This is a genomic window from Paenibacillus senegalensis JC66, assembly GCF_000285515.1.
In the GTDB taxonomy this organism is placed as follows: Bacteria; Bacillota; Bacilli; order Paenibacillales; family NBRC-103111; genus Paenibacillus_L; species Paenibacillus_L senegalensis.
In genome coordinates this window covers 577,741-597,551 of sequence record NZ_HE610959.1, presented here as the reverse complement: position 1 = coordinate 597,551, position 19,811 = coordinate 577,741, and the positions used below count along the sequence as shown (strand labels likewise).

Genomic DNA, 19,811 nt, shown 5'->3' with positions numbered 1-19,811 from the left:
GGGGCGGGCACTATGCGATTTAAAAAAATAATAATTTGTTTATTGATTATTCTTCCTCTGCTTTGTCTGACGGGTTGCTGGGATCGAAAAGAAATTGAAGAGAGAACCGCCGCGTTAGCTATAGCCGTTGACAAAGACCCGGACAATCCTAAGCAGTACAAAGTATCTATTCAAATTGCCATACCGTTTAAAGTAGCGGGATCTACAGGCGGCGCTGAAGGCAAGGATGGCAAGCAGACGGTGCAGGTCGTGAGCGCGACTGGCAGAACGCTTAATGAATGCTTCCAAAAAATGCAAAGGCGTCTGAACGAAGAGCTGTTTTTTGGCCATACGAGGATTATTGCCATAGGTGAAGCTGTAGCTAAAGAGGGGATTCAACCGATTCTGGATCCCTTCAGACGTCAGCCTGATATTCGCAGATTGTTATGGCCGGTTGTAGTTAAGGGTGAAGGAGTCGATCTGCTCACGGCAGCCCCGCCATTAACGCAAATTCCCACAGTATTTACTATGAGGCTGCTTCAATCGGGAATTTCTATGGAGAGAATTCCCAATATGATTTTGGGTGATTTTTTGATTGATGTAGTTTCACCGAACCGCCAGCCTTTCTTGAATTATTTTCATATTGATAAAAATGAAGTGCAGTGGGCAGGCATAGCACTTTTTAAGGAGGATCGGATGATTGGCCAGTTAGGCCCAAAGCCAACGTGGGATTTGATGAGGGTAAGGGAGAATAGGAACGGAGAAGAGCTGCTGGTGGAGTTTGAGGATGGCGGCTTTGTTTTTCTAACCTTGGAGATGATCCGTGAACGAAACAAAGTCAGTTATGATAATGGGAAACTTGTCATCCGCACGAGTATGGAGATGGAGGGTCAGGTGAATGAGAAAACAACGGAAAAAATTTGTTTACCGTTGATCAGTTCAGTATACTGGAACAGAAAGTGGAGGAAATATTGAATAAACGTAGCGAGACACTGATCGATCGACTGCAGCATGATTTCAAGGTGGATACGATTGGCTATGGCGGTCTAATTAAGGCTTTCTACCCAAAAATATGGAAGCAGATCGATTGGCTGCAAGAGTATCCGCAAGCCGACATACAAATAACATACGAATATCATCTTAGAAATATTGGTATGGTTAATCAGTAGTGTTTGCAACGAGAGGGAGATAAAGGATGGCCGGGAGGCAGGTCCATAGCAGCTTAACATAATTTTAGAAGGGGGAGCATCTGATGAAACCACGTATCCGGGCGGAGGGGATCGTCATGAAAACGTTCCAAAGCCCGTTCTCCGACAAGCCATCCGGGCCGCATGTCCTGGTTCAATGCGATCAATCGGAATCATTTTACCGTTTTCCCGGCGGGTCTATAGAATTCGGTGAAACAGCCGGAACAACCATTATGAGGGAGCTGCAGGAGGAGTTCAATCTGGATTATGTTGTAGGCGACCTTGCAGCTATTAGCGAGAATTTATTTGAGTATGATACGCGGAAAAGACATGATGTAACGCTTATCCATTGGTGCACGCTGGCTAAGGACAGTGAGATGAAGATGGAGCAAGTAAGGTGGCATAATGAGCATTCCACCGTCAAGCTGGTTTGGAGGACCTTGAACAAAATCAGCAGCCGCCCTGTCTATCCCACAGGGATATTGGAAGTACTGCGGGCGGGACCTCAACCGGTGGTGCATTTAGTGAATAAAAAAATGGGCGATTAGTTGGGTAGACTTCAAAGCCCTGACAGGGCATCCCGAGGAAGGGGGAGCATCTTGTGATTTTCATGAGAAGGGAAAGCTTGAAAGAATACATAAGGTATTATCCGATTACCTCATTAATTCTTATCATTAATATTGTGTTGTTTATCATTATGGAAGTGGTGGGTTCCACAAGTGATATGGCGACCATGATCAACTTCGGTGCGATGTTCCGCTTAAGCGGGTTTTCACCGGAATGGTGGCGTTATTTCGCCTCTATGTTTTTGCACTTTGGATTTATGCATCTGCTGATGAATTGTTTTGCTTTATATGTGTTCGCCCCTCCGCTGGAAAGAATGATAGGCTCGTTCCGTTACCTTTTATTCTATCTGCTTAGCGGATTCTCGGGAAGCCTCATCAGCTATTTGCTGATGAGCGAACGGACCGTTTCGGCCGGGGCTTCAGGAGCAGTGTATGGGGTGTTCGCCGCTTATTTGTTCCTGGCCATCTTCCGGAAGGATGTGCTGGATGCCCAGTCCGGCCAAACGATTAAAACGATTTTGATTGTGGGCTTGATTTATTCGCTGCTGCCGGGAGTAAGCTTCTTTGGACATCTTGGCGGTTTTATTGGCGGCTTCGCTTTAATGGCCATTTTTTCCCTGACGATGAGAAGGCTCCGATAGTAAGATTCTTATCGATCAGCCTTCCATCTAAGGCTTGTCCAGGAGACCCCGGATCCCGCGCAGCAGCAATTGGCTGATGATCAGCAGGCTTGCCCCGGCAGCCAGACCAGCCATAATATCGCTAGGATAATGCACGCCTAAATAAATACGGCTGTACCCGATGAGCGCAATCAATAGCACGGCGGCAGCGCCAACTGCCCACCTGCGGGGAGAAGAAGCAAGCTGACGGCCTATCAGCCAACCGATCATTCCATAAATCACGATGGCTCCCATTGTATGTCCGCTTGGAAAGCTGAAGCCGGCGGCTTCAATGATTCTCTCTACATCCGGTCTTTCGCGCTTCAGCCAGTTTTTAAGACCCGAGTTAAAGATAGGGGTTAGTGCGGCCGTGCAGCAAAAGTACACTGACTCCAGCCAATGACGTTTTAATAGCAGGATGGCGATAACCGTAATGGCGATAGCGGTCAAAACCTCTATATCCCCTAGCCACGTTATAAACAGCATGATATCCGTTAAGCCAGGATGCGTAATGGAGCGTGCCCACTTCATTAACCTGGTATCGATTTCCAGAACTGCATTAGTTTGAACACCATGTGCCAGAATGAGAAATTGAACAACTAGGAACGCAATGACTAATACTGCGGCTAGAAACCAAAAAGATGAGCGGCGATTGCTGCCAGATTTCATACAAGCTCTCCTATAAATTCAGTTTTGAGATGATGGGATCAAAATCTCAGGATGCGCGTGTTGGAGATCTACGGACAATAGGTCTGCTCCAGCTTGGCGAGCAAGGCTTCGAACTCGATTTGGGACTGTATTCCTATGCCTTCTTCATAGAAACGATGAAGCTCTGCAAATTCGGGACCTTTGACCATCCGGTAAAAGGATAAACGGGGTACTGCCTGCTTGTCACGAAGCCGGCGGATTGCGCCCTTTAGTTTGTGCGTTTCCATATTGCTAGTTCTCCTTTTTGTCATGTTAAATTACCCTATCAGTAGGATGAACGAAAGGGGAGCAGCTTAAACTAAAGGCGCTTATTATTTCAATTGTGATGCACGCGCCGGTTGACCGGTTGACGATAGCTTTAAAATACGGCATTATGGGAATAATCATTGATAAAACAGTTCAGTCAATAGTATACCAGCTACGAAGAGAGGGGGCACCCGTATGATGAGAACCGTTTTGAAAGCACCTGTGCTTTTTTACCGAAAGTTCATTTCGCCTTTAAAGCCCCCGACCTGCCGCTTCTATCCCACCTGTTCCCAATATGCTCTTGAGAGTATAGAGAACCATGGAGCCTGGAAAGGGAGCTTGCTCAGCATAAAGCGAATATGCAAGTGTCACCCGTTTCATCCCGGGGGGATTGATCCTGTGCCTCCAGCCGCTAATTCCACACGGAGGAAAAGCTCTGAAGCTTGACAGAAGCTCTTTCGGTTAGGTATATTTTGGTTAACTATACATCTATATTCGATGAAGGGATAAGTACTTGGAAGCTGCCTATTGCAGAGAGCCGGAGTGAGCTGAAAACCGGTATAGGCACACCTAGGAAGATGGTCCTGGAGAATTCGCTTTCGAGCCTGGCCAGGCTTAAGGTAAGGGAGTGACGTATCCCGCGTTAAGGGGCAGGTCTGTACATAAGACTGCTGAGCCCGAATTCGTGAGAATTCGGTGAAACCTGGGTGGTACCGCGTGAGCTGTCGGCTCTCGTCCCAAGATGGACGAGAGCTTTTTTGCATATGGCTTTATACCTAACGGGAGAAGGAACCGCCCTTATTGAAGCTGATGAACAATATTCAGGAGGATGAGGATGATGAGTGAAAGGAAAACCTTTTATCTAACAACACCTATTTATTACCCAAGCGACAAGCTTCATATTGGACATGCCTATACGACGGTAGCCGGCGACGCCATGTCCCGCTATAAAAGATTGCGCGGCTACGACGTCATGTTTTTGACTGGCACGGATGAGCATGGACAGAAGATCGAGACCAAGGCTAAGGAAAAAGGGGTAGAGCCGCAGCAATTCGTTGATGAAATTGTCGCGGGTATCCGGGAGCTGTGGGACAAGCTGGATATTTCCTATGACGACTTTATCCGCACAACGGAGGAACGCCATAAGAAATCGGTAGAAGGAATTTTCCAAAGGCTGCTGGATCAGGGAGATATTTATCTTGGCACTTACGAGGGCTGGTACTCGGTACCGGACGAAACCTTTTACCTGGAGCGTCAGCTGGTTGATGTCGAGCGCAATGCAGACGGTGTCGTAATAGGCGGAAAAAGTCCGGATAGCGGTCACCCTGTGCAAAAAGTAAGGGAGCAATCCTACTTTTTCAGAATGAGTAAATATGCGGACCGCCTGTTGAAATTTTACGAGGAGAATCCGGAATTCATTCAGCCGGAATCTCGCAAAAATGAGATGATTAACAACTTTATCAAGCCGGGGCTGGAGGATCTGGCTGTATCAAGAAGCACATTTGATTGGGGGATTAAGGTGCCGGGCAACCCGGAGCATGTCATCTATGTGTGGATCGATGCACTGAGCAATTACATTACCGCACTCGGTTACGGCTCTCCGGATCAAAGCAAATACGACCGCTACTGGCCGGCGGATGTGCATTTGGTCGGCAAGGAGATTGTCCGGTTCCATACGATCTACTGGCCAATTATGCTGATGGCGCTTGAGCTGCCGCTGCCCAAAAAGGTGTTTGCTCACGGCTGGCTGCTGATGAAGGATGGCAAAATGTCCAAGTCCAAGGGCAACGTAGTAAATCCGGTCATGCTGATCGACCGATATGGCTTGGATGCTTTGCGTTATTATTTGCTGCGGGAAGTTCCTTTCGGCGCAGATGGAACCTTTACCCCGGAAAATTTCGTTGAGCGTGTCAACTTTGATCTGGCCAATGATTTGGGCAATCTGCTCAACCGCACCATCGCCATGATTCAAAAATATTTTAATGGCGAAATTCCAGCTTACGAGACCGGAGCGACGGAGTTTGACCACTCCCTGCAGGAATTGATCGGCAGTACGGTGAGCAAGATGGAGCAAGCTATGGAAAATATGGAGTTCTCCGTAGCTCTGTCGACGATTTGGCAGCTGGTCAGCCGCACTAACAAATATATCGATGAAACCCAGCCGTGGATCCTGTACAAAGATCCGGCTAACCATGCAATCCTGGGATCGGTCATGTATCATTTGGCAGAAACGCTGAGGATCGTCTCCATCATGCTGCAGCCGTTCTTGACGCAAGCCCCGGCAAAAATTTGGGAGCAGCTCGGAATCGAACAAGGGGAGCTGACCTCTTGGGACAGCTTGCGGTCATTCGGTACTTTGCCGGTAGGGACCCGGATTTTCAAAGGGGAAGCGATATTTCCGAGACTCGATGCGGCGGAGGAGATCGCCTACATTGTGCAGCAGATGGGGGGAGGCCAAGCCGCTCAAACGGCGGACAAGCCTGAAGAGAATACTGCCGCACCGGATAAGCCGGACCAGCCTTCCAAACCTGCTGAAAGCAAAGAAGAGATCGGCATAGACGATTTTGCCAAGGTGGAGCTTCGGGTTGCGCAGGTACTTGCTTGTGAGCCGGTCCAAAAAGCCGATAAATTGCTTAAGCTGCAGCTGGATTTAGGATATGAGCAGCGCCAGGTTGTCTCGGGAATTGCTAAGTACTATACTCCGGACCAGCTGGTTGGACGCAAAGTGATCTGTGTGACCAATCTGAAGCCGGTTAAACTGCGGGGAGAGCTTTCACAGGGGATGATTCTGGCTGCATCTGAAGGGGATCAGCTGACGCTGGCTACGGTGCCACAGGATATGCCGAATGGGGCATTAGTCAAATAAAGTGATGGCAATGAAAGGTGAAGCTAGCTTTCCAAGCGGGAGGCTAGCTTTTTACATTAGAGGGATCTTGACTTTATGCAACCGTCCTTTTTGCAACCTTCCAGGTACGGAAAAAAAGATTGGCTAACACCGGAAAACTCTGTTTGTTTGAGGGGCAATTATTGAAGCAGTTTTATTGGTTCCGCATTAGAAAGGTAAAAACTCAAATAGTAAATTTTATGATTTGCATTGACAATCAGAGAAGAGGACTCGTATAATCAATTTTGTAAATTAACATAATTACGATTTACAAAGGAGAACATAATGACAATGAAGAAGAACCCTGCCTTAAAACTTTCTTTTTTTATAGCTATCATTTCGGTGGTGATACTTGCCGGCTGCGGCAGCAATAGCAATCCAGCGGAGAATGAAGGTCCTGCTGAATCTGCGGAAGGCTTGGTAGAGGTGGTCACCAGCTTTTATCCGCTGTATGATTTTGCTTCCAAAATTGGCGGAGATCATGTCAACATGACGATGCTCGTACCAGCTGGTGTAGAGCCTCATGATTGGACACCTAAAAGCCGGGATATTACTACAATTCGAAATGCGGACTTATTTATTTATCAAGGCAACGATTTCGAGGTGTGGGTGGATTCTGTCATGAAAACACTGGATGGCTCTGAAGTTATGGTAGTAGAGGCGAGTGAAGGGATTGCTCGAATTCCTGGCGAAGGCCACGCGGATCACGATCATGAAGGGCATGAGCACGAGGAAGGCCACGCGGATCACGATCATGAAGGGCATGAGCACGAGGAAGGCCACGCGGATCACGATCATGAAGGGCATGAGCACGAGGAAGGCCATGCGGATCATGACCACGAGGGGCATGAGCATGAGGAAGGCCACGCGGATCATGATCACGAGGGTCATGAGCACGAGGAAGGCCACGCGGATCATGACCACGAGGGGCATGAGCACGAGGAAGGCCACGCGGATCATGACCACGAGGGGCACGAGCACGAGGAAGACCATTCCGGACACGATCATCATGGACATTCTCATGACTATGAATTTGACCCGCATTTGTGGCTAAGTCCGGTTCATGCCAAGGAAATGGCTGAGAAGATCAAGAACGCATTGGTAGCCGTTGACCCGGCGAATCAAGCCGATTATGAGGCCAACTATAATGAACTGGCGGAGCGGTTTGACCAGCTGCATGCCAAATTCCAGGAATCTCTTAAGGATGTTACCCGCCGGGAGATAGTAGTTACTCATCAAGCTTTCGGCTATTTGGCTCATGAGTACAATTTGGAGCAAATCTCCATTATGGGCATTTCACCAGACGCAGAGCCCACCGCGCAAGACATGATGAGAATCCGACGCCATGTTCAGGATAACGGGATCAAAGTTATATTCTTCGAGGAATTGTTATCCGACTCCTTGGCCAAAACATTAGCCAACGATGCAGGGGTAGAAACACGGGTGCTCAATCCTCTTGAAGGCTTGACCCCTAAGCAAATGGAAGCTGGAGAAGATTATTTTTCCATCATGGAGCAAAATTTGGAGAACCTGATTTACGCTTTGAAGTAAAGCAGTTTTGCATTGCGGATTCCGGGCTGCCCTAACTGTTTTCTCTAATGCTGCAGGAAAAGAGAAGGGCAGACAGCTTTGAGTTAAGGCTGGCCGCTTGGTCCGGCCACCCGGATTTACCCCAAATGCAGAAGCTTCATTTGTACAATAAAGAAGTTGTATATTATACTTAATCTGCAGTATGCGGATATTATGCATGGGACAGCTGCTTCGCGAAAGGTGAAGCTGCTGTCCCATCAGGCGTAAAATAAAGGGGTTTTCGTTATGGTTACAGCAGTGGATAGAAGCCCGTGTCATGATAACGTCGTTGAAATCAGCCAGTTGACGTTTGCTTACAACCGGAACGAAGTTATCCGCAATTTGGATCTGCAAATCCAGCAGAGAGACTTTGTCGGGATAGTGGGGGCTAACGGTGCGGGAAAAACGACGCTACTAAAAATGATCGTCGGCCTCATTAAGCCTTCGAGCGGCCAAATCAAGCTGTTTGGCGAGCCATTGTCGCAATTTAAAGACTGGGAAAGAATTGGTTATGTACCGCAAACTAATTCATTTAACCCGCTGTTTCCGGCTACGGTTAAGGAAGTTGTGCTGTCCGGCTTATATGGCCGCAAGAAGCTCTTTAAACGCTTGACTAAGCAGGATCATCAAAAGTGTGACGAGGCTCTGAGAACAATGAATATTGCTGATTTGGCTGACCGTAAAATCGGACAGCTCTCCGGGGGACAGCAGCAAAGGGCTTTTTTGGCGAGAGCCTTTATTAACCGGCCGGATCTGCTCATTCTTGACGAGCCTACTGTCGGAATAGACAGGCAGACTCAGGACAGCTTTATTCAGCTGATTCGACACATGCATGAGCGTCATGATATCACCTTCCTCATGGTCTCCCATGATATGGAAATGATGCAGTCATACCTTGGCTCCGAAGCAGCTTACCAAGCCGGGAAATTAAACTTTTATATTCGCCATACCCATAATCCGGAGGATTGTGAGGTTCCGGGGCTCGTGCATGCATTAGCCGATCAACAACAGGCCGCCGAACAAAATGGAAGCAGGCCAGGGCTATTAGATGAGAACGAACTAATTAAGATGAAATAATGACGGGTGTCGGGTAGACCCGTTCGAATTAATGCAAATGCAGAAGCAGGAAGAGGCGAGCTTGTGGACATTTTTCTTGAACCTTTTTTTCAAAGGGCTCTCCTTGGGGGAATGATTATTGGAATTACGGCCCCATTGATGGGCATTTTTCTTGTGTTGAGACGCTTATCGATGATTGGTGATGCACTGTCTCACGTTTCCATAGCAGGGGTTGCCTTAGGCTTTTTAATCAATATATATCCATTCTTTGTGGGGCTCTTGGTAGCGCTGTTGGCTTCTTTCGCAATTGAGTGGTTCAGAAAGGCCTATAAAACGTACGCGGAGCTGTCTATTGCCATTATCATGTCAGGCGGAATTGCACTGGCCACTTTTTTGTTTACGTTGGGCAGGGGATTTAATGAGCGTGTAACCAGCTATTTGTTCGGCAGCATTTATACCTTGGATCGTTTCGACTTGCTGCTGGTGGTCATCGTTTCCTTCATTATTGCAGCGGTCGTACTGATTAATTTCAAAGAGCTGTTTCTCATGTTTTTTGACGAAGAAGCAGCCGCAGTCAGCGGACTTCCCGTGAAGTTTTACAACATCCTGATCACAATGCTGACAGCGCTTGTCATAAGTATCTCCATTCAAATAGTGGGAGCGTTGCTCGTATCTTCGCTGCTAACGATCCCGGTGGCCGCCAGTCTAGCTGTAGCCCGCAGCTTTAAAAATTCCGTTATTATGGCGGTGATTTTCTCTGAAATAGCTGTCATTGCGGGGCTGACTGCGGCTGGTGTCTGGAATCTGGCTCCAGGCTCTTCCATTGTGCTGCTGCAAATCGTCATTCTGATCGCAATGCTTCTCTTGCGGATGGGACGGCGCTCGGTTTAAAAAACCAAGCACAGTCCCTAAGCTGGCAGTGATCTAGAAATTTAAGTAAAATAGTCGATTGTCGCTTCCGGGAAGTGCTCAAATATTTGTTCCGTAATATGCTCTCTAAGTGCGGTCGCTTGTTCGTCGGGGTACACATACTTGCCCTGGCCCCAGCGGCCCCATTTGTATTTCCGTTTTTCTTCATCCATCTCCAGCTTTGTTTTAGGATAGCGCTGTAAAATGACTTTTTTCGCTGTTTTGGTATAGCGGTGCTGGATTAATTCAAAGGTAAGATCAGAAAGAGCTTCCTGGGGAAGAGACTGCTTGATCTTGGCCAATAGCTCGGTATATCCTTCTTCCCAGCCTTCGTGCCACAGGATTGGGGCAATGATGAAGCCCAGCGGATAGCCGGCGCGGGCAATCTTCCCAGCGGCTTCAATTCGTTCGTTAAAGGTAGATGTCCCCGGCTCGAAATTGCGGATAACATAATCGGCATTCACACTGAATCTTACTCGTGTATGTCCATTGTGCTTCAAGCCGAGAATCGGCTCAACGTGATGAAATTTACTGACAAATCTCAAGCGGCCGTAGGGCTCATCTGCCATAAACGTGATCAGCTCCGCTAAAGATCCGCTGATATGCTCCAGGCCTAACGGATCTGAAGTACAAGCCGCTTCAAACCGGGTGATCTCCGGAGCCCGTTCATCTATATATCGTTTCGCCGATTGAAGAATATCGTCCATGTTTACATACACACGGATGTAGGGCTTTGCACCCAGGGTGGTTTGCAGATAGCAGTAATGGCAGTGCGCCATGCATCCAGTTGCAATAGGGATAGCGTATTCGGCAGACGGCTTCGATTGATCAAAGGTTAATGTTTTGCGCAAACCAACGACCAGCGTATTTTTGGCCATGCGATATTTTTGTAAATCGGTCTCTCCGGGGAGATTGGTAATGCGGTTATGCGAGCTGGTCATGCGAATGGGCAGACCTTCTTTTTTGGCCCACTCCATAATTTTCTGACCTTTGGGATAATCGAGAGCGGATGGCTCAAAATAAACAAGCTCGGGTTTAAACACCTTTGTTGTTCTTGGAGAAGGAGCAGTTTGGGTGACCATAGGTTGAGGTTCCTCCTGGTAATTAATAATAAACGTGAGCCTTGGCTGCTAATATTAGTAAAGGCAGTTGTGATTTTAAATTCATACAGTTAGGATTCCTCGGACGCCTTCCCGAAAGTCTGGTAAATTTTCTTTAATTCCTTGTCACACAAGGCTAATGCTTGCTTTGACCGGTTTAATTAGTTATCATAACTAGAGTACATAAGAACGGAGCACGAGAAGAATTGTCGCGAGTTCGCCTGGCGGAGATGTTTTTTCCGTCTACGGTTATGTGTAAGGCTAATCTTTAGGAGGGAACCGGATGGCTACACCCAGTATGGAAGATTATTTGGAAAGAATATACAAATTAATAGATGAAAAAGGATACGCCCGGGTATCCGATATTGCTGAAGGGTTGGAAGTCCATCCTTCCTCGGTCACGAAAATGATTCAGAAGCTGGATAAAGACAACTATCTGATTTATGAGAAATACCGCGGACTCATTCTTACTCCCAAAGGGAAAAAGATGGGGAAACGCTTAATGGATCGGCACCATTTGCTTGAAGATTTTTTAACGGTTATTGGAGTGCAGGAGGAGAATATCTACAGTGACGTTGAAGGGATAGAGCATCATTTGAGCTGGGATTCCATAACATGTATCGAAACGCTGGTGGAATACTTTCATCGCCATCCGGAAGCACTAGAGCAATTACGCAAAATCCGCAGTGAACTTGAATCAGAATAACCATTTTCGTTATCTCATAGGGGACAAGTCATAACAAATATGCTGAAAACTAAGGCTGTTCAAAAGTGCCAAGGCCTGGAATTGACGAAAACAAAGGACAGTCTCGTAAGTTTCTAGGCCTTGGGAAGGAAACAAAGGATAGTCTCGTAAGTTTCTAGGAGCTGGGAAAGAAACAAAGGAGCATGTGAGGTGTCACGAGTTCCTGGACCCTTGAAAGAAATTAGGGCATGTCGTGTCACGTACAATCGCCCCGCAGAGCGAGCGGGTGCGGAATGTATGCGGGAGTTCTTAGGCTCTGGAATGGAAAACTAGGGCTCTTAATAAGCACCTGGCTATTGAGGTTGGACCGGAATGAATGTGGTATTCCCGTCCAACCTTATTTGTGCATCGGCTTTTTCAGGAAAAAGCGGGGTCGATGTGGGACGTACCCTCATCAGCTCAGTACCCGTATTGGCAAGTTGACCCTGCGTGTCCCCAGAATGCGGGACGGGAAGTTTTCCAAAGACTTATTTGCCCGATTGCCCAAGTTAAATTTATTTATAACCACATAAGGACATTCCCTTTGCTCATAAATATAAGAACGATTTCAGCTTAACAACAAAGTGAAAAATGAGCAGGGAGGCAGGCTGGCTATGCGGGTGAATGCAGTATTTGAAGGCGGTGGAGTGAAGGCCATTGGCCTGGCGGGGGCGGTTAGCGAAGCCGAAAAAAGAGGGGTGGATTTTCACCAGGTAGCCGGTACTTCCTCCGGCTCAATAGTTGCTTCTTTGTTGGCTGCCGGTTATACAGGGAATGATATGAAAACCATTATCATGAACACTCCGTTTCAGCGGTTCCTGAAAAAGAGCTGGATTCATCAGGTCAAATGGGTAGGTCCGGTCTTCCGGCTGTTTATTAAAAAGGGACTGTATGCCGGAGAGGAACTGGAGCAATGGATTTACAAGCTTTTGCTGGCGAAAGGGATCCGGACATTCGGTGACCTCCGTAAAGGGCAATTGAAAATTATTGCTTCTGACATTACGATGGGACGTCTGCTGGTTCTTCCTGATGATATCGCCCGCTATGGCATCCAGCCGGAGCACTTGACGGTGGCGAAAGCTGTCAGGATGAGCACCAGTATTCCTTACTTTTTCGAACCGGTCATCATCCGCAAAAATGCTCCCAGACGCAAAGGTGAGTCTTTTTCCGATCAGTTTGTGCATATTGTCGATGGGGGATTGTTAAGCAACTTTCCATTATGGATCTTTGATCAAAAACAGCGCTGGGAACAGGGGGCGAGACCTTTGCCTACCTTGGGCTTTCAATTAGTAGGTAGAGGGGGGCACGAAGGCAATAAAATTATCGGCCCGTTAACGATGCTGCAAGCCTTGTTTTCAACGATGATGGATGCCCACGATGAACGCTACATAGAGGAGCACAAGGCGTTTCGTACGATTAAGATTCCTACGCTGGATGTTCATACGACAGAATTTGATTTATCCAAAGAAAAAAGCCTGGCTCTCTACGAGGCAGGCCAAAAAGCTGCAGCTAAGTTTTTGGATAAATGGTCTTACGAAAGCTATCTGGAAAAGTGTAAAGCCATGAAGGTCGCAGCCAGGGCAATGGCAGAGCGTTGATTAAAGTCGCAGCCAGGTTAATGGCCCAGCGTTAGTTAATGGTAGCGGGGCGGCTCATCATCCGGGTCCCGCTTGTTTCCGGGGATTACCCGAAAGGGCGTCTTTCTGCGCTTGGCTGGTTTGGTTCGTTTGGCAGGGGGCGGGGGAGTGAAGCGTCCGCCGCCACGGCGGACTGCCTGTCGCAGCCAGGAAGGCGGAAATTTGTACAAATAAAAAATAACGGCAAACAGAATGACAGGAAGCAAAAACTGCCCAGGGTTTCTAAACAGACTGGTTAACACTCCGATTATGAAGAGCGCAATAATGACATACATGGCGATTGAGAATCGACTTCTCATCAGCGTTCCCCTTTCTTCAGGACAGTTAACTTTTGAGAGATTGCTCGTCAATTTCCCGCATCCGGTTGAATGATGCGAGGGAAACCTCTACCTGGTCATCGGTCGGCTTCTTGGTTGTCAGCAGCTGCAGCCATAATCCCGGATAGCCCAAATATTTCAGCAAGGGAACGTCACGCATGGCATTCGTCACACGAAGCGCTTCATAAGATACCCCGATGACGACTGGAAGCAGAATGATTCTCTGCCATACCCGGTCCCATAAAGTATCATAGGTCATGAAAGAGTATATGACGACGCCAATAAGGACGGTCAAAACCATAAAACTGCTGCCGCAGCGGTAATGCAGAGTGCTGAACTTTTGCACATTTTCTACAGTTAAAGGGACACCGGCTTCATAAGCGCTAATAACCTTATGCTCGGCTCCGTGATATTGAAACAGTCTGCGGATAACCGGGGTTAACGATAAAAAGTAAATGTAAGCCACCAAAAATATAATTTTAATAATTCCTTCTATTATATTGTGGAGGATTTGATTCTCGAACAAACTTCCAAACAAGGCATGCTCGATCACAGCCGGGACCACCGTGAAGACCAGCTTGCCGAATACAAAGGAGAGAACCGCAACAAAAGCTAGACCCAAGACAAGCGTCATCCTTTCGCCGAGGGTTGGCTTGGCATCCTCCTTAGCCTTCTCCTCTTCGCCGCCCTCTTCCTCCGCGTAAACTTCAGCTGAAAAATTAAGATGACGGGTTCCATTGATGGACGACTGCAGAATCGCTACAATTCCCCGGAGAAAAGGAATCTTTTTCGCAATTTGAAGCCAGCGGGCCTCTTCCTCGCGTGGAACCTCCAGAAAGGATAACTCGTTGTTTTTTCTGCGTACGGCTGTAACATGGACTGTCTTGCCGGCAAACATAACCCCTTCCATGACAGCCTGTCCCCCATAGAGCTTTAAATCTTTTTGTGATGACATCCATTCACCTTCTCAAGTTGGTAATCTTTTTTTCTATTCTATCGGAAATCCTATAGGAAAGCCACTGTTTACATCAGCAGAAAAGGCGCATACTAGGGAAGGAGCACGATTGCCCTAGGGAAAAGCGGGCAAAAGCTATTCTCAAACCCGCTTATTATATGGTAAAATGTCTAAGTTATGAAGGCATAAACTGGTGGGGATACGTAAATATGAAATCTATTTTGTTATTGAACGGACCTAATCTGAATATGCTGGGAATCCGTGAGCCGGGTGTATATGGTGCGGTAACACTTGCTCAGATTGAGCAGAATGTAAAGACGAAGGCAGCACAGCTCGGACTTCAGCTGGAAGCTTTCCAGTCCAACCATGAGGGCGAGCTTATCGACCGGATTCATGCCGCATATGGCAAGCATGATGGAATCTTGTTTAATCCGGGTGCCTTTACTCATTACAGTTATGCGATTCGCGATGCGATAGCTGCAGTGAATTTGCCTGTGGTTGAAGTTCACTTGTCTAACATTCACAAGCGTGAGCCGTTCCGCGAAGTTTCCGTAATAGCTCCAGTAGCCATTGGCCAAATATGCGGCTTAGGCGCATATGGTTATGAGCTTGGCTTGCTGGCTCTTCATCAACATTTCCATGAGAAAGCCAGGTGATCCGTCATGACGACTAACAGCAGCAACCGCTTGATGCGCTTGCGTGAACAGATGCAGCGTCAAGAGGTGCCTGCACTGCTTATTACCTCCCCCATTAACCGAAAGTACATAAGCGGCTTTACCGGGAGCGCCGGCTATGTGCTGGTCACCGAGGAGCGGGCGGTGCTTCTGACTGATTTCCGTTACACAACCCAGGCATCCGAGCAAGCACCGGATTTCGAAATTGTGGATTTTAGCAACCGGCTGATGGAGCATTTGGGGCAATACTTGTCTGCTGCGAAGCTTACAAAGCTTGCGTTTGAGCAGGAACACATCTCCTATGCCCAATATGCACAGTGGAGCAGTCAGCTAACCTCTGTAGAATGGGTGCCAGTCCAAGGCTTGGTGGAAACGCTGAGAATCATCAAGGACGATTCCGAAATAACGGTTATCCGGGAGGCGGCCGAATTAGTGGACCGAACCTTCAGCCATATTCAATCGTTCCTTAAACCGGGAGTGGCCGAGAGGGATATTGCGCTGGAAATTGAAATGTATGTGCGCAAGTCCGGTGCTATCTCGACTTCTTTTGATACTATCGTTGCTTCGGGGGAGAGGTCGGCACTTCCGCATGGAGTAGCCAGTGAGCGCCTGCTGGGGACAGGTGAACTGGTTACGCTCGACTTCGGAGCCTACTGGAAAGGGTATTGCTCCGATATTACAAGGACGGTCAGCCTGGGTACGCCTCCGGATATATTGAAGGAAATCTATGCCATTGTATTGGATGCCCAACAATATGCGCTCGAGAACCTGAAGCCGGGAATGACAGGCCGGGAGGCGGATGCATTGGCGCGTGACCGCATTGTCAAAGCCGGGTACGGGGAGCACTTCGGTCATTCTACTGGACACGGACTCGGTATGGAAATACATGAGGACCCGCGTTTGAGCATGAATTCCTCCACAATCCTGCAGCCGGGAATGGTCGTTACCGTGGAGCCGGGCATTTATTTGCCGGGTGTTGGCGGGGTTCGGATTGAGGATGACGTGCTGATCACTGACAGCGGAGCGGAGCGACTGACCTGGTCGGATAAACAGCTGCTGATATTATAGCGGCAGCGCCATAGTAATTCCTGCTAGTTGTCGGGCCTGCCCCAACTAACAGACATTAGGTTTTCACACTTCTAGCGGTTACGAACATTAAGGAGGATATTATTTATGATTTCAGTGAACGATTTTAAAACAGGTTTAACAATTGTAGTGGATAACGAATTGTTTTCCGTTGTCGATTTCCAGCACGTAAAGCCGGGAAAAGGAGCTGCCTTTGTTCGCTCCAAGCTGAAAAATTTGCGCAATGGCAACCTGGTGGAGAAAACCTTTCGTGCAGGTGAGAACGTCGGACGAGCTCATGTCGAGAACCGGGAAACTCAATATCTGTACTCGGCTGGTTCGGAGCATACCTTTATGGATACCGAAACCTACGATCAATTTACGCTGCCTTCTTCCCAATTGGAATGGGAACTGAAATTCCTGAAGGAAAATATGCTTGTTCATATCGTTAGCTACCAGGGGGAAATTTTGGGCATTAACCTTCCTAATAGTGTAGATTTAAAAGTAACGGAAACCGAGCCGGGAATTAAAGGAAATACGGCCACGGGCGCTACGAAGAGTGCGACTCTCGAATCCGGGCTGACAGTTCAGGTCCCTCTCTTTATTAATGAAGGGGATGTCCTGACCATAGATACTCGTGACGGCAAATACATTTCCAGAGCATAGAGCCGCTTATCGGGACTATCTCTTTTTGCGGCCTGTGATCCACAAGCTGATCTAGCCTTCACCTGCATGGATGTTGACGGGTGAGGGCTTTTTTATTTAAAGGATGCAGGTTTTCAGCGCAGAAGCAGGAATTTGTTACAACTGCAGTGGAATATGCTATAATGTTGAACTGTCAAAGCTTTTTTGGGGGAGTGTGAGAAACGGTGTCATTAATTGTTATGAAGTTTGGCGGAAGTTCGGTCGGGGATGCCGAGAGAATGAAGCGTGTAGCCTCAAGAATTGTAGAGAAGAAAAAACAGGGGCACCAGTGCGTTGTCGTCGTTTCCGCTATGGGCGATACTACGGACGAATTGATCGATCTGGCTGAACAAATCATGCCTGGCAAGCGGCCGGATCGCGAGATGGATATGCTGTTAACTACCGGAGAGCAAATCTCGATTGCTTTGTTATCTATGGCCATTCAATCACTAGGTGAACCGGCCATTTCTTATACAGGATGGCAGGCGGGAATGCTGACTGAGCCTGTCCACGGCAAGGCCAGAATTAAGGATATTCAACCGGAGAGGATCCAGTTCGCGCTCGAGCAGGGGAACATCGTTATCGTGGCCGGCTTCCAGGGAATGTCTGAAGAGGGACAAATCACTACGCTAGGCAGAGGCGGTTCGGATACGACTGCGGTTGCTCTGGCAGCCGCGATCAAAGCGGATTTGTGCGAGATCTATACGGATGTGGACGGAATTTACTCTACCGATCCGCGCGTAGTCAAGGTTGCTCGTAAACTGAACGAAATCTCTTACGATGAAATGCTGGAGCTTGCTCATCTGGGGGCGGCCGTTCTGCATCCAAGAGCAGTGGAATACGCCAAGCATTACCAGGTGCCATTAGTGGTCAGATCCAGCTTTACGAATAATGAAGGAACCTTTGTGAAGGAGGAAGCACAGATGGAACAAGGAATCGTCGTGCGGGGAATCGCTTATGACAAGAACGTCTCGCGCATCAGCATATTGGGAGTGCCCGAGAAAGTAGGCCAGCTGGCCAAAGTATTCTCCGCCTTGGCAGAAGAAGGCATTGACGTGGATATTATTGTTCAGAGCGGGGTGATGGACGGAGCCGCAGATACTTCTTTTACGGTCTCTTCCTTCGACAGTGAGCGGGCGATGGAAGTCATCTCCCGGATTCAGCCGGATATCGGCTTCCGTGAAGCGGTTTCCGAAGGAAATCTGGTTAAGGTGTCGATTGTGGGTGCGGGAATGGTCAGCAATCCCGGTGTAGCCGCCAAGATGTTTGAAACGATCTCAGCACTCGGAGTCAGCATTAACATGGTCAGCACTTCCGAGATTAAAATGTCTTGTGTCATTGACAGCTCCCGTTTGAACGAAGTGATTCAAGCCCTTCATACTGCTTACGGCCTGGATACGGATGTCCAAGCGTTTGTCGGAGGTCCGGCAGAACGCCGCTAGCCGAGAAGGCGTTAAGGCCGCGGTTAGGATATGGCGAGCTAGGGTACGGAGAGCTAGCCCAGCCGGTTTGCGATATAAGTAAACACCTTTAACAAAACAGCAGTAATCCCGGCAGCCATCAGAGGGCCGACGGGAATACCGCGAAAAAATACAATTCCGATGATCGAACCGATGACCAGACCCACAATCATTTGTGGGTCTATTTTTAATAAATCCAGCCCTTTTCCGTTCATATAGGTAGCTAAAGCTCCGCCCGCCAAAGCAAGCAGCCCGGGCCAGGAAGTAAACACTCCCGTCACCTCCTTCCAGCTGATTTTCTCGCTGGCAAACGGGACGAGCACCGCCATAGTCAAAAATAGCAGGCCAAGCTCCAAGCCACGACGTTCAATGCCGGGCAAATAACGCTCGAGATGGACCAGCTTGACAACAAGCAATATACAGGATGCCGTTGTAATAATATGCGAGCGGCCGATCAGCCCGACGATGATTAAGATGACGAGAATAACATTACCATTCATATTTGTTAACCCCTTGTCCATAGGTGTTGTTGTTAGAGTCTATGGCAAAAGAGGCTTGAGTAGAACGGCTTATACTCCTGGCTCCAGTGTGTCGGAGCGCAGCCCGCGGCGGAGTGCTTCCAAAGAGAGCACCTCATCTGGCGCAATATTGCCAAGATTAATGTCTGAACCTAATTTTTTCAGCAAATGCACTTGCTGGCTGGTTTGGGGGGCTTCCCAGAGCAGCATATCGACAAAAGGCAGCCGTTGAACCACCTGTTCGATATAGTCATCGCGGCACTCCCCGGTTTCATTAAAGATGCCCACACCTTCGCCGGATTCCCTTCCTTCAATCGTGACAAGCTCTGCCCCCAGACTTAAATCCTCTTCTACCGTTTCTACCAGATCATCCAACGAAATTTCAAATCCGCGGCTTTTCTTGCCGTATTCGGTGTAAGCTTTAAGCTCATGCTGCGAGGCTCTTTCAAGCAATTCGTTCCTTGTTTTGCGGTCGATGTCAATCGTTCCATCGGAAATTTCCACAGCATTGAACCCGAGGTTGCGCACCATAGAAAAGAAAGAATCCAAGGAACCCTTGGCAAGTGCTACCTCCAAAAAGGTGCCTCCCGGATAAATATCCACATCGAAGGCTCGGGCCAGCTCTATTTTTTTCCTTAAAACGGGCGGAGGGTATAGCGCTGATGTTCCGAAACCGAGTTTGATCATATCTATATGTTCAGCCGCGGTAACCAGCAAATCTTCAAATCGATAGAGGCCTATTCCTTTGTCAATAATCATCGTTTTGCCTTTAAGTCTCGGCTTGGCTGCCCGCCGGCCGCTGGGATCGGCAAGCTCGGCCGGCCATCCTTGGTAGGTAACGGCTTCCATAATGAACAATCTCCTCGCTAAAAATTTTTTTAAAAAATCCCACATGCTGATCGTAGGTAGGCATG

Annotated in this window: 22 protein-coding genes, 1 pseudogene and 1 other annotated feature; of the genes and pseudogenes, 16 read left to right on the top strand and 7 right to left on the bottom strand. The window is 48.1% G+C overall.

Features of this window, described 5'->3' with window-relative positions:
* The first annotated feature begins 12 nt into the window (after positions 1-12).
* The 4 genes from PSHG_RS27715 to PSHG_RS14800 all read left to right on the top strand — a co-directional run bounded on the left by PSHG_RS27715 (position 13) and on the right by PSHG_RS14800 (position 2,373).
* Positions 13-954 carry a Ger(x)C family spore germination protein gene (locus tag PSHG_RS27715; protein ID WP_010274112.1) on the top strand — a complete coding sequence of 314 codons (942 nt, stop codon included), beginning with the start codon at positions 13-15 and terminating at the stop codon, positions 952-954.
* A complete protein-coding gene (locus tag PSHG_RS14810; protein ID WP_010274111.1) occupies positions 951-1,148 on the top strand; it encodes a germination protein GerC in 198 nt (65 codons plus the stop codon). Before PSHG_RS27715 ends, PSHG_RS14810 begins: the two co-directional genes overlap by 4 nt.
* Positions 1,149-1,231: 83 nt before the next feature.
* The gene (locus PSHG_RS14805; RefSeq protein WP_010274109.1) at positions 1,232-1,714 is read left to right on the top strand and encodes an NUDIX domain-containing protein; all 483 of its coding nucleotides are present in this window, start codon (positions 1,232-1,234) and stop codon (positions 1,712-1,714) included.
* 62 nt (positions 1,715-1,776) lie between these two features.
* Positions 1,777-2,373 (top strand): rhomboid family intramembrane serine protease, encoded by a 597-nt coding sequence (locus tag PSHG_RS14800; RefSeq protein ID WP_235782069.1) that lies wholly within the window; start codon positions 1,777-1,779, stop codon positions 2,371-2,373.
* A gap of 27 nt (positions 2,374-2,400) precedes the next feature.
* Here the strand turns inward: PSHG_RS14800 and PSHG_RS27710 are convergent, their stop codons facing one another.
* Positions 2,401-3,060 carry a phosphatase PAP2 family protein gene (locus PSHG_RS27710; RefSeq protein ID WP_010274105.1) on the bottom strand — a complete coding sequence of 220 codons (660 nt, stop codon included), beginning with the start codon at positions 3,058-3,060 and terminating at the stop codon, positions 2,401-2,403.
* Positions 3,061-3,128: 68 nt separating this feature from the next.
* A complete protein-coding gene (locus tag PSHG_RS14790) occupies positions 3,129-3,326 on the bottom strand; it encodes a hypothetical protein (RefSeq protein WP_010274104.1) in 198 nt (65 codons plus the stop codon).
* A gap of 217 nt (positions 3,327-3,543) precedes the next feature.
* On the opposite strand from PSHG_RS14790, the gene yidD reads away from it, so the two are divergent.
* The 5 genes from yidD (at position 3,544) to PSHG_RS14760 (ending at position 9,745) form a co-directional block, all read left to right on the top strand.
* The gene (gene yidD / locus PSHG_RS14785; RefSeq protein ID WP_010274103.1) at positions 3,544-3,792 is read left to right on the top strand and encodes a membrane protein insertion efficiency factor YidD; all 249 of its coding nucleotides are present in this window, start codon (positions 3,544-3,546) and stop codon (positions 3,790-3,792) included.
* Positions 3,793-3,834: 42 nt separating this feature from the next.
* Positions 3,835-4,088 (top strand) — a binding site (T-box leader).
* 95 nt (positions 4,089-4,183) lie between these two features.
* The gene (gene metG / locus PSHG_RS14775; protein ID WP_010274096.1) at positions 4,184-6,211 is read left to right on the top strand and encodes a methionine--tRNA ligase; all 2,028 of its coding nucleotides are present in this window, start codon (positions 4,184-4,186) and stop codon (positions 6,209-6,211) included.
* Between the two features lie 309 nt (positions 6,212-6,520).
* A complete protein-coding gene (locus tag PSHG_RS14770) occupies positions 6,521-7,780 on the top strand; it encodes a metal ABC transporter solute-binding protein, Zn/Mn family (protein WP_010274094.1) in 1,260 nt (419 codons plus the stop codon).
* A 264-nt stretch (positions 7,781-8,044) separates the two neighbouring features.
* On the top strand, positions 8,045-8,875 hold the full coding sequence (locus PSHG_RS14765; protein ID WP_010274092.1) for a metal ABC transporter ATP-binding protein: 831 nt from the start codon (positions 8,045-8,047) through the stop codon (positions 8,873-8,875).
* A gap of 63 nt (positions 8,876-8,938) precedes the next feature.
* Positions 8,939-9,745, top strand: coding sequence for a metal ABC transporter permease (locus tag PSHG_RS14760; RefSeq protein ID WP_010274090.1), 807 nt, complete (start codon positions 8,939-8,941; stop codon positions 9,743-9,745).
* Between the two features lie 41 nt (positions 9,746-9,786).
* Here the strand turns inward: PSHG_RS14760 and splB are convergent, their stop codons facing one another.
* Entirely contained in the window at positions 9,787-10,845 is a 1,059-nt protein-coding gene (gene splB / locus PSHG_RS14755; protein ID WP_010274088.1) for a spore photoproduct lyase, read from the bottom strand.
* Between the two features lie 301 nt (positions 10,846-11,146).
* Between splB and mntR the strand changes: the two genes are divergently transcribed.
* The 3 genes and pseudogenes from mntR (at position 11,147) to PSHG_RS14745 (ending at position 13,185) form a co-directional block, all read left to right on the top strand.
* On the top strand, positions 11,147-11,569 hold the full coding sequence (gene mntR, locus PSHG_RS14750) for a transcriptional regulator MntR (RefSeq protein ID WP_010274087.1): 423 nt from the start codon (positions 11,147-11,149) through the stop codon (positions 11,567-11,569).
* Between the two features lie 401 nt (positions 11,570-11,970).
* Positions 11,971-12,087: pseudogene (locus PSHG_RS30570) on the top strand (transposase); the annotation flags it as partial.
* Between the two features lie 114 nt (positions 12,088-12,201).
* Positions 12,202-13,185 (top strand): patatin-like phospholipase family protein, encoded by a 984-nt coding sequence (locus PSHG_RS14745; protein ID WP_010274086.1) that lies wholly within the window; start codon positions 12,202-12,204, stop codon positions 13,183-13,185.
* A 35-nt stretch (positions 13,186-13,220) separates the two neighbouring features.
* On the opposite strand, the gene PSHG_RS14740 is transcribed toward PSHG_RS14745, so the two are convergent.
* Together PSHG_RS14740 and PSHG_RS14735 are read right to left on the bottom strand one after the other, a co-directional pair.
* Positions 13,221-13,523 carry a hypothetical protein gene (locus PSHG_RS14740; RefSeq protein ID WP_026021389.1) on the bottom strand — a complete coding sequence of 101 codons (303 nt, stop codon included), beginning with the start codon at positions 13,521-13,523 and terminating at the stop codon, positions 13,221-13,223.
* Positions 13,524-13,548: 25 nt separating this feature from the next.
* Positions 13,549-14,496, bottom strand: a complete 948-nt coding sequence (locus tag PSHG_RS14735; RefSeq protein WP_010274083.1) for a DUF1385 domain-containing protein — start codon at positions 14,494-14,496, stop codon at positions 13,549-13,551.
* Positions 14,497-14,705: 209 nt separating this feature from the next.
* On the opposite strand from PSHG_RS14735, the gene aroQ reads away from it, so the two are divergent.
* The 4 genes from aroQ (at position 14,706) to PSHG_RS14715 (ending at position 18,361) form a co-directional block, all read left to right on the top strand.
* Positions 14,706-15,152, top strand: a complete 447-nt coding sequence (aroQ, locus tag PSHG_RS14730) for a type II 3-dehydroquinate dehydratase (RefSeq protein WP_010274081.1) — start codon at positions 14,706-14,708, stop codon at positions 15,150-15,152.
* A 6-nt stretch (positions 15,153-15,158) separates the two neighbouring features.
* Positions 15,159-16,238, top strand: a complete 1,080-nt coding sequence (locus tag PSHG_RS14725; protein ID WP_010274078.1) for a M24 family metallopeptidase — start codon at positions 15,159-15,161, stop codon at positions 16,236-16,238.
* Positions 16,239-16,343: 105 nt separating this feature from the next.
* Complete coding sequence (gene efp, locus PSHG_RS14720) at positions 16,344-16,901, top strand: elongation factor P (protein WP_010274076.1); 558 nt, start codon at positions 16,344-16,346, stop codon at positions 16,899-16,901.
* Between the two features lie 203 nt (positions 16,902-17,104).
* On the top strand, positions 17,105-18,361 hold the full coding sequence (locus PSHG_RS14715) for an aspartate kinase (protein WP_010274075.1): 1,257 nt from the start codon (positions 17,105-17,107) through the stop codon (positions 18,359-18,361).
* A 53-nt stretch (positions 18,362-18,414) separates the two neighbouring features.
* Here the strand turns inward: PSHG_RS14715 and PSHG_RS14710 are convergent, their stop codons facing one another.
* Together PSHG_RS14710 and comA are read right to left on the bottom strand one after the other, a co-directional pair.
* Entirely contained in the window at positions 18,415-18,879 is a 465-nt protein-coding gene (locus tag PSHG_RS14710) for a DUF441 domain-containing protein (protein WP_010274074.1), read from the bottom strand.
* A gap of 69 nt (positions 18,880-18,948) precedes the next feature.
* Positions 18,949-19,746 carry a phosphosulfolactate synthase gene (gene comA / locus PSHG_RS14705; RefSeq protein WP_010274073.1) on the bottom strand — a complete coding sequence of 266 codons (798 nt, stop codon included), beginning with the start codon at positions 19,744-19,746 and terminating at the stop codon, positions 18,949-18,951.
* Between the last annotated feature and the right edge of the window lie 65 nt (positions 19,747-19,811).